The following is a 9,616-nucleotide window of genomic DNA, read 5'->3' as shown; positions in this document are numbered from 1 at the left end:
CCAGCCTGTACGCGCACCCGCATTGCTGCATCAGCATCAGCCTGTGCACGCACCCGCATTGCTGAATCAGCACCAGCCTGTACGCGCACCTACATTGTTGCATCAGCCTGCACGCACACCGGGGCTGCTGGATTTACCCGAGTGGCACTGCCAGGCTCCGCAGCAGCAGGCGCAGATCCTGCACCAGCTAATGACGATGCCCTCTGGCGTGGCGGTGATCACCGCCGCGCGCGGACGGGGCAAATCGGCGCTGGCCGGGATGCTGGCGCAGCAGAATCAGCACTGCCTGGTGACGGCGCCGGCCAAAGTCTCGACAGACGTGCTGGCGGCGTTTGCTGGTGAGCATTTTCACTTTATGGCGCCGGATGCCATCCTCGCGGCGGATAGCGTTCCGTCGGCTCAGTGGCTGATTATTGATGAGGCGGCTGCCATCCCCGCGCCGCTGTTGCAGCAATTGGTGCAGCGTTTTCCCCGTGTGCTGATGATCACCACCGTGCAGGGTTACGAAGGCACCGGACGTGGCTTTATGCTGCGTTTTTGTGCCACCTTGCCGCATGTACAACATTTCCAGCTCGATGAACCGCTGCGCTGGTCTGCCAACGATCCGCTGGAACAGTGGCTAAGCCGGGCGTACTGTTTGAGGATGCGGCAGAAAGCGAACTTCAGGGCGAGGTAACGATTTTCCCGGCCACGCCAGAGCAAGGGGTGCTGGAAGCCGGTTATCATCTGCTGGCGAGCGCACACTATCGCACTTCTCCCATCGATCTGCGCCGGATGCTGGATGCGCCCGGTATGCGCTTCTGGCTGGCGGGTAACCGGGAAAATATTGCTGGTGCGCTGTGGCTGGTGGAAGAGGGCGGATTGGATAAGTCGTTGGCAGAAGCGGTCTGGGCAGGTTTGCGCCGCCCGCGCGGTAATCTGGTCGCTCAGTCACTGGCAGCCCATGCGGGATATGCAGAAGCCGCCACCTTACGCTCTCAGCGCATCAGTCGTATCGCCGTGTTAGCCGTACAACGGCAATGCGGTATTGGCAGCGCGCTGGTTGCCGCAGCACATCAGCAGGCCGATGGGTGCGATTTTCTGTCGGTGAGTTTTGGCTATACCGAATCGCTGTGGCAGTTCTGGCAGCGCTGTGGATTTACCCTGGTGCGCATCGGCTCACAGCGTGAAGCCAGCAGCGGATGTTATGCGGCGATGGCGATACGCGCCTTAACGTCCGCCGGAGAAAACTACAGCAGCATGCGGCACAGCGATTTGCGCGTGATGCGCTGTGGCTACGCGACATTATTGATCTTCCCTTCGAGACGGCAGATCACCCTCAGACGCTTAACGAGGATGACTGGCCGCTGCTGGCAGGATTCGCCTGGGCGCAGCGGCCGTATGAAGCAAGTTATGCGGTGTTGCAGCGCCTGGTGCGCGCATCGCCACAGCCGTTACTCAAAGCCATCCTCGTGCAAAAACACTCGCTGAATGAGGTAGCCCAACAAGCGAGTCTCAGTGGCAGGAAAGCGGTGGTGCAACGCTTACGCCAGGAGACGGCTGAGGCGTTGATTCAGTGCGATATCCGCCGCGCGGAACAGTGGCGGCAGCACTTCGCTTCGTTGCAATAAATCCATTATCTCGTTCAAATTTTCCCAATATCACTCCCGCCTCAGCGGCGTATAGTGATTTGAGGAGGATCTTATGGCACTACGGTATGTAATAGTTCAGCAACCGACGTACGCTGCGCAGCTGTTTTTGCTGTATCACGGCGTGAATGACAACCCCGATTCGATGGCGCAAGTGGGCAACTGGTTTGCCAAAGCGTTTCCGGAAGCGTTCGTTGTGTCGGTGGGTGCGCCCTATCCGGCTAGCGAGCCGCAGGGTCGCCAATGGTTTGCGGATATTCCCGCGCATGATCGTTCGGAACAGCAGGGCGTCAATGCCGTGATGCCGATGTTTGTGGAATCGGTGCGTCACTGGCAGCAGGCATCGGGTGTTCGGCCGGAAGCGACGGCGCTGGTGGGCTTTTCGCAGGGTGGCACCATGGTGCTGGAGGGCGTCAAAGCCCATGCCGATCTGGCAGGACGCGCGATTGTGTTTAGCGGTCGTTACAGCACGTTGCCGGAGCGCGTCAGTTCACGGAATACCATCCACCTGATCCACGGTGATTATGATGATCAGATCCCGCTGGAACATGCTCAGGCCGCTTTGCAGCGCTTAACCGCGCTGGGAGGCGATGTGACGCTGGATGTGGTGGATGACTTACCGCACGCGATTGACGATCGCAGCATGCAGCTGGCGTTGAATCATCTGCGTTATACCATTCCGCGTCGTTATTTCGACGAGGCGCTTAGCGGTGCTAAACCGGGCGATGATGATGTCATCATGATGATGTGATGGTTGAACAGCGAAGGTTAATCTTAACGTAACGGCGAGATAAATCGCGCATCTCTGACGCTATTTTGCTATCAGATGCACGACGCATCACGCCGTTACGTTTATCGGGAAAGAGTTAACCGCAATTACTTCTTCTTCGGCCAGTCATCCTCATCGTCCCATTTGTCGTTAAAGTCACGATGTGGTGGTAAATTCGGCTTGTTGTCCATGAATTTTTTATGATCGATACGTTTTAAGTCTTTATAAACGTTCATTAAAATACCGACCATCAGCAGGATCACTAAGATCCACCAATACTCTTTAAAGAATTCCATCCCATTGCTCCTTTAGCGTGCTTACTTAAGCGATCAGCTGTTCCATGATGCGCTGGTACATACGACTCAGCATCTGCAAATCTGATGCTTTCACGCACTCATTGATCTTATGAATGGTGGCGTTCACCGGACCCAGTTCCACAACCTGCGCACCCATCCGCGCGATAAAGCGTCCGTCTGAGGTGCCGCCGGTGGTCAGTAGCTGTGGCTTAATCTCATTATAGTGTGCGACGGCGTTAACGACGGCATCGACCAGTTTGCCACGCGTTGTCAGGAACGGTTGACCGGAAACATTCCACTCCAGCGTGTAACGCAATTGATGGCGATCGAGCAGCGCGGCAACGCGCTCTTTGATCATCTGATCGGTGAGTTCGGTGCTAAAACGGAAGTTAAACTGCACGAAAAATTCACCGGGAATCACGTTATTGCTACCGGTGCCGGCTTGCACGTTGGCAATCTGCATGCTGGTTGGCGGGAAGAATTCGTTGCCCTGATCCCATTCGGTGGCCACCAGCTCATTCAATGCTGGCATCGCGCGGTGCACTGGGTTATCGGCCAGATGCGGATAGGCCACGTGGCCCTGCACACCGTGAATGGTCAGATTGGCGGTCATCGAACCGCGACGACCGTTTTTTACCACGTCGCCAACGATCTCGGTACTGGACGGTTCACCGACCAGGCAGTAATCCATGCGCTCGTTGCGCGCCATCAGACGCTCAACCACTTTCACCGTGCCGTTAACCGCGCTGGCTTCTTCATCGGAAGTGATCAGAAACGCCAGACGGCCTTTGTGCTGCGGATTGGCGGCGACAAAACGTTCAGCAGCCACCACCATCGCGGCCAGCGAGCCTTTCATATCCGCGGCACCACGGCCAAACAACATGCCATCACGAATCGAAGGTTCAAACGGCGGGCTAATCCAGCGGTTGGCATCACCCGGCGGCACCACATCGGTGTGACCGGCAAACGCCAGCGTTTCGCCCTGACCGCGCGTGGCCCAGAAGTTCAGCGTATCGCCGATGTGCATCTGTTCGACCGTAAAGCCAATCGCTTCCAGACGCGCCACTAACAGCGCCTGACAGCCGGCATCATCCGGACTCAGTGACGGGCGACGAATAAGCTGTTGAGCCAGCTCAATGACCGGACAGAACATGTTATGACTTCTCCTGGATAAACGCGTGATAAAGGGAATCTTTAAAACCGACCAGCAAGTCACCGTTAGGGGCAGACAATACCGGACGTTTGATAATGGCAGGCTGGGCGAGCATCACCGCTTTCGCGCTGGCCGCATCGGTCACCGCTGCACGCTCCGCCTCCGGCAGATTGCGCCAGGTGGTGCCGCGCGTATTCAGCAGCACTTCATAGCCAAGCTGGTCGATAAACGACTGCAGCAGCGCGTCATCAATGCCATCCACGCGATAATCGTGAAAACGATAGTCGGTGCCGGATTCTGCTAAATAGTTGCGTGCTTTTTTTATGGTGTCGCAATTTTTGATGCCGTACATTTTAAACATAGCTCGTCGGTACTCTTAAATGCGTAAGTGTTTCCTGTATTGCCGTATCCGTTCTGATTTCCAAATCACTGGCAAGGGTCAGGCCGCCAGGAAGTCAGGTTAATTGTTTATCTTCAGAACGTAGGGCATTCCCTGGGGCTGGATTGTAACAATACCGAGATGATCGTAGATAGCATGAAATCCGCATTTAAAGACCAACACCAACGCGATCCGGTTGGGGACGCTGTTCACAGAGGTTAACGCGCAGCTTATCGAACGTACTGCACTTATTTGTGCAAGCCCCGACAGCTTCCCATTCAAGGTAATGACGTTCCTTCTTGATTTACGAGCACAGTAAGTGCTCCATTCTAGCTGCCCTCACAACGGGGCCTTTATCAAAGGTGTCAAGACTGACGCCTCTAAGATGGCTATGGCGTCAGGTCCGACTTAAGATAAAAATTTTTAAAACAGCAATCCGTTATTAAAGCAGTCTTTAATAAGGCGTGGCATAATTAAAAAACCTTTTAATAACGTCATCAGCAATGAAAGGATTTTTATGAAACGTGCTTCCGGTCAACTCATCACAACGACCAGCTATGATGAGACGGTCAGTGCATTTATGCCGGCCCCCTTACCCCCCACGGCACCAGAACTTGACCCTGCATCTTTCACTGAGCTGAATGAGAAGGCGGAAAAATCACTGGCCAGACTTTCTGGTATGTCAGGGCTGGTATCGTCGAGCGAATGGCTGGTCTACAGTGCTATTCGTAAGGAAGCACTGCTGACGTCGCAGCTGGAGGGCACGCAGGCAACGCTGACTGATATCTTTGATGAAGAGGCCGGGCTTGCCGTCACGAATGTAGATGACGTTGAAGAGGTCACTAACTACCTGCGAGCTTATAAATTCGTTCACGATGAAATGAATTCCGCATCGGGGCTGCCTGTTTGCGTCCGCCTGTTAAAAAATGCTCATCAAGTGCTGCTATCTGGCGCACGTGGGGCAGCAAAACAGCCCGGAGAGGTGAGAACGACGCAGAACTGGATTGGCGGAACCAGACCCGGCAACGCATCTTATGTTCCGCCGCCGCCTGAAAAGGTCGGGGACTTGCTGTCCGATCTGGAGAAGTTCATCCACGCGCCCGATCATTCACTTCCGCCACTTGTCCGTATAGCACTCGTACACGCTCAGTTCGAAACCATCCACCCCTTCCTGGACGGTAACGGACGTATCGGCCGCTTGCTGATAGCGATGCTGCTGGAAGAGTGGAAACTGCTGAATGAACCGCTGCTGTATGTATCAGGCTACCTGAAACAGCATCAGAGATACTACTACCAGTGCCTTACTGAGACTCGCTTCGGCGGCAACTGGGAGCAGTGGGTTGCCTTTTTCCTTGAAGCTGTGACCTTCTCTGCTGAGGAAGCCCAGCAGGGCATCATCAGAATTGCGACGCTTTTTGCGGATGACAGAAAAAGGATGCTCTCTATGAAATCAACATCCGTACACAGTATCCGACTGTTCGAATTTTTACCGACAATGCCGAAGCTGACCGTGGATCGGGCCGTCGAACTGCTGGAGGTAACGTACCCGACAGCAAACACAGCGGTGAGAAGTCTGGTAGAAGCGGGCGTGCTGGTTGAGACTTCCGGTAGGCCGCGCCACCGAAGTTACGAGTACAGACGATATGTCGAACTTTTGAGGGAATGACAGGCTTTGGCGCGCTGCGTTTTATTTGTTTTTTAATGATAATTTCTGCGTTATCAATTCTGTTAATTAGGTCCAGTAAACGCTTTCATTAACCTCATGAATAGTCGCCTGCGACATCATCAGGCACCTAAGAATTATCCTAATGACAGAAATGGCCTAAATCGTCACTTCGGTGATTTTTTCCTATGGAGTTAACGGGTTGCTGAAATGTGCGTCAGTACGTATTTTCGACAAATTGAAGGTTTTTTGTGCTTTTGCCGATAGTGTTGAATGGTGGAAACGTATTCACCTGTAGGAAAAATCGGCGTAGAATCACCACTACAATAAGAGAGGGTATGATGGTCGACACCGAATTGGGGAACTGGAAAGAATTTATTGAAGCGATGTTACGTAGTAAGTAACCGCGAAGAGAAAAGCAGGGCACTCCCAACTTGCTGTAATTCAATCCAAATAAGAACGGGGCCGCGAATATCGCGGCCCCGTTCTTATTTTAGGTTTTAATCGTGTGGCTTATCTTTTAGCGGGAAGCGGCGACGCACCAGCACAAAGAACAGCGGTACAAAGAATATCGCTAATACCGTGGCGGAGATCATCCCGCCCATTACGCCCGTACCGACCGCGTGCTGGCTACCGGAACCGGCGCCGCTGCTGATGGCCATCGGCAGCACGCCGAAGATAAAGGCCAGCGAGGTCATCAGAATCGGGCGCAGGCGCTGACGTGATGCCTCCAGCGTGGCTTCCATCAGCTCGCGTCCTTTGCTGTTGATCTCATTGGCGAATTCCACGATCAGGATAGCATTCTTCGCCGACAAGCCAATCACGGTGAGCAAGCCCACCTGGAAGTAGACGTCGTTCTCCAGTCCGCGCATCCAGGTTGCTACCAACGCACCGACCACGCCGAGTGGCACCACCAGCATCACCGAGAATGGAATCGACCAGCTCTCGTATAGCGCGGCCAGACACAGGAATACCACCAGCAGGGAAATCGCATACAGCGCCGGGGCCTGAGAACCTGATAGACGTTCCTGATAAGACGCGCCGGTCCACTGGAAGCCCACACCCAACGGCAGCTGGCCCACCAGTTTCTCCATCACATCCATCGCGGTACCACTGCTGACGCCGTTGGCGGCTTCACCGACAATCTCCAGCGAAGAGTAACCGTTGTAACGTTCGAGGCGTGGCGAACCGGTTTCCCAGCGGCTGGTAGCAAAGGCGGAGAAGGGCACCATGCTGCCGCTGCTGTTACGCACGTACCATTTGTTGATGTCGCCCGGCAGCATGCGGAATTCCGCGCCTGCCTGCACATACACCTTTTTCACGCGACCACGATCGAGGAAGTCATTGACGTAAGTCGAACCCCAGGCGGTGGTCAGCGTGTCATTGATGGTATCAAGCGAAACGCCCAGCGCCTGTGCTTTACGCTGATCTACGTCAATCTGCAGCTGCGGGCTGTCGTCCAGACCGTTGTGGCGCACGCGAGACAGCGCTGGATTGCTGTCGGCCAGTTCCAGCAGCTTGTCACGCATCGCCATTAACTGGGTGTGCCCAACGCCCCCGTGATCCTGCAACTCCATATCAAAGCCCGACGAGCTGCCCATGCCGGTGATGGCCGGCGGGCTGCTGGCAATTACGCGGCCCTCTTTAATCTTATGGAAGGCTTTGGTAGCGCGCTCGATGATGGCGAACGAGGTGCGATCGCTACCCGGACGTTCTTCCCAATTTTTCAAGCGCACAAACAGGCGAGCCACGTTTTGGCCGTTACCGCCCGGACCGGCACCAATGGTCGAGAACACCGACAACACGTTGTCTTTCTCGGCGGTCATGTAATAGTTCTCGACCTTCGCCACCACATTGGAGGTTTGCTCTAACGTCGCGCCCGGCGGCAGCTGCACCTGCGTCAGGAATACGCCACGGTCTTCCAGCGGCAGGAACGAGGTCGGCAGCTTGATAAACAGAAATGCCATCACACCGATGATGCCGAGATAGAGCACCAGCCAGCGCCCGCCCTTCATCAAAATACGTGCGACACCGCGTTCATAGCGTTCCGCGCTGGCGTTGAAAGTGCGGTTAAACCAGCCAAAGAAACCGCGACGTCCATGATGATGGCCTTGTTCCAGTGGTTTCAGCAGCGTCGAACACAGGGCTGGCGTCAAAATCATCGCCACCAGCACCGACAACACCATCGCCGATACGATAGTAATCGAGAACTGGCGATAGATGGCGCCCACGGTGCCGCCGAAGAAGGCCATCGGCACGAATACCGCCGACAGCACCAACGCAATGCCGACCAGCGCGCCCTGAATCTGGCCCATCGATTTTCGCGTCGCGGCGCGCGGTGAAAGTCCTTCTTCACTCATGATGCGCTCGACGTTTTCCACCACCACGATGGCATCATCCACCAGCAGGCCGATGGCGAGCACCATGGCGAACATGGTGAGCGTGTTGATACTGAACCCGCAGGCATACAGCACCGTAAAGGTGCCGAGCAGCACCACCGGCACGGCAATGGTCGGAATCAGCGTGGCGCGGAAATTTTGCAGGAACAGATACATCACCAGGAACACCAGCAGAATCGCTTCCAGCAGCGTTTTCACCACGTCGGTGATCGAGGCTTTCACGAACGGCGTGGTTTCATAAGCCACTTTGGCTTCCAGCCCGTGCGGGAAGTAACGTGATAACTCCTCGACGCGCGCACGCACCAGCTTATCGGTATTCATTTCGTTGGCACCGGATGCCAGCTTAATGCCGAGACCGGACGCCGCCTGGCCATTGTAGCGGCTGAGGAAGTCGTATTTTTCCGCCCCCATCGCCACGTCAGCCACATCGCCCAGCGTCACCACCGAACCGTCGCTATTGGTTTTCAGCGTGATGGCTTTGAATTGATCTGGGGTCTGCAACATAGATTGCGCATTGACGGTGGCATTCAGCGCTTGTTTGTCCACCGACGGCAAGCCGCCGACCTGACCGACCGCCACTTGGGTGTTCTGCGATTCAATCGCCGTCACCACATCATCGGTGGTCAGCGCATAGCCAATCAGCTTGTTGGGATCGAGCCAGATACGCATCGCATATTGCGATCCATAGGCATCAACCTGACCCACACCATCGATACGGCTCAGCGGATCCTGAATGTTACTGGCGACATAATCTGAAATATCCTGTTTGTCCATACTTCCGTCGGTAGAGACAAACGCAATCATCAGGATATTGCTGTCACCGGTTTTATTTACCGTTACGCCCTGAGATTGGACAGCGGCAGGCAGTTTGCGCAGTGCGGTTTGCAACTGGTTTTGCACCTGCTGGCGCGCTTCATCAGGATTGGTGCCAGCGGTAAAGGTGAGGGTGATTTGCGCCTGACCGGTATTACTGCTGTTGGAGGACATATACATCAGGTTATCGATGCCGGTCATGTTCTGTTCGATAACCTGGGTGACGGTGTTCTCCAGCGTTTCCGCAGAGGCACCGGGATAGTTGGCAGTAATACGCACGTTAGGCGGTGCGAGATCGGGATACTGCTCAATGGGCAGGGAGATGATCGCTAGTGTGCCGCACAGACAAAGCAAAATAGCCAAAACCCAGGCAAAAATGGGGCGGTCGATAAAAAAATTCGACATGGAACCGACACTCCTCAGCTGCGTATTTTTTACTTTTATTATGTAAAACGTGAAGCGCGATCGGCTTCACGTCGGCGGAGTGCAAGGTGCTATCCCCAAAAACTCCTGCTG

At 54.9% G+C, this 9,616-nt stretch carries 7 protein-coding genes and 1 pseudogene; 4 read left to right on the top strand and 4 right to left on the bottom strand.

The genetic code is table 11. The features are described 5' to 3' along the window. Both HA45_RS15400 and ypfH read left to right on the top strand, forming a co-directional pair. Nucleotides 1-1,610: pseudogene (locus tag HA45_RS15400) on the top strand (tRNA(Met) cytidine acetyltransferase TmcA); the annotation flags it as partial. Nucleotides 1,611-1,683: 73 nt separating this feature from the next. Then, a complete protein-coding gene (gene ypfH, locus HA45_RS15395; RefSeq protein ID WP_100701238.1) occupies nucleotides 1,684-2,379 on the top strand; it encodes an esterase in 696 nt (231 codons plus the stop codon). A 125-nt stretch (nucleotides 2,380-2,504) separates the two neighbouring features. On the opposite strand, the gene HA45_RS15390 is transcribed toward ypfH, so the two are convergent. The 3 genes from HA45_RS15390 to HA45_RS15380 are packed head-to-tail and all read right to left on the bottom strand — an operon-like array spanning nucleotide 2,505 to nucleotide 4,207. Further along, nucleotides 2,505-2,693 (bottom strand): YpfN family protein, encoded by a 189-nt coding sequence (locus tag HA45_RS15390; protein ID WP_100701237.1) that lies wholly within the window; start codon nucleotides 2,691-2,693, stop codon nucleotides 2,505-2,507. 25 nt (nucleotides 2,694-2,718) lie between these two features. Further along, nucleotides 2,719-3,846: a succinyl-diaminopimelate desuccinylase gene (gene dapE / locus HA45_RS15385; RefSeq protein ID WP_100701236.1), complete on the bottom strand. Its 1,128-nt coding sequence runs from the start codon at nucleotides 3,844-3,846 to the stop codon at nucleotides 2,719-2,721. Between the two features lies 1 nt (nucleotide 3,847). Beyond that, nucleotides 3,848-4,207, bottom strand: a complete 360-nt coding sequence (locus HA45_RS15380; RefSeq protein ID WP_058959099.1) for an ArsC family reductase — start codon at nucleotides 4,205-4,207, stop codon at nucleotides 3,848-3,850. A 535-nt stretch (nucleotides 4,208-4,742) separates the two neighbouring features. On the opposite strand from HA45_RS15380, the gene HA45_RS15375 reads away from it, so the two are divergent. Then, nucleotides 4,743-5,891 carry a Fic family protein gene (locus tag HA45_RS15375; protein WP_100701235.1) on the top strand — a complete coding sequence of 383 codons (1,149 nt, stop codon included), beginning with the start codon at nucleotides 4,743-4,745 and terminating at the stop codon, nucleotides 5,889-5,891. Nucleotides 5,892-6,226: 335 nt separating this feature from the next. Beyond that, a complete protein-coding gene (ypfM, locus tag HA45_RS29075) occupies nucleotides 6,227-6,292 on the top strand; it encodes a protein YpfM (protein ID WP_366557345.1) in 66 nt (21 codons plus the stop codon). Nucleotides 6,293-6,388: 96 nt separating this feature from the next. On the opposite strand, the gene acrD is transcribed toward ypfM, so the two are convergent. After that, nucleotides 6,389-9,505 carry a multidrug efflux RND transporter permease AcrD gene (gene acrD / locus HA45_RS15370; protein ID WP_100701234.1) on the bottom strand — a complete coding sequence of 1,039 codons (3,117 nt, stop codon included), beginning with the start codon at nucleotides 9,503-9,505 and terminating at the stop codon, nucleotides 6,389-6,391. Nucleotides 9,506-9,616 lie beyond the last annotated feature (111 nt).

Origin of the sequence: Pantoea rodasii (assembly GCF_002095465.1) — a bacterium.
Lineage (GTDB): Bacteria > Pseudomonadota > Gammaproteobacteria > Enterobacterales > Enterobacteriaceae > Pantoea > Pantoea rodasii.
Note: the sequence above shows the minus strand (reverse complement) of the source record. Positions and strands in the feature narration are given on the sequence as shown.

Bases quoted from the DNA above. Each gene is read 5' to 3' on its own strand.
- ypfH (WP_100701238.1), top strand. From the start codon at position 1,684: ATGGCACTACGGTATGTAATAGTTCAGCAACCGACGTACGCTGCGCAG.
- HA45_RS15390 (WP_100701237.1), bottom strand. From the start codon at position 2,693: ATGGAATTCTTTAAAGAGTATTGGTGGATCTTAGTGATCCTGCTGATG.
- dapE (WP_100701236.1), bottom strand. From the start codon at position 3,846: ATGTTCTGTCCGGTCATTGAGCTGGCTCAACAGCTTATTCGTCGCCCG.
- HA45_RS15380 (WP_058959099.1), bottom strand. From the start codon at position 4,207: ATGTTTAAAATGTACGGCATCAAAAATTGCGACACCATAAAAAAAGCA.
- HA45_RS15375 (WP_100701235.1), top strand. From the start codon at position 4,743: ATGAAACGTGCTTCCGGTCAACTCATCACAACGACCAGCTATGATGAG.
- acrD (WP_100701234.1), bottom strand. From the start codon at position 9,505: ATGTCGAATTTTTTTATCGACCGCCCCATTTTTGCCTGGGTTTTGGCT.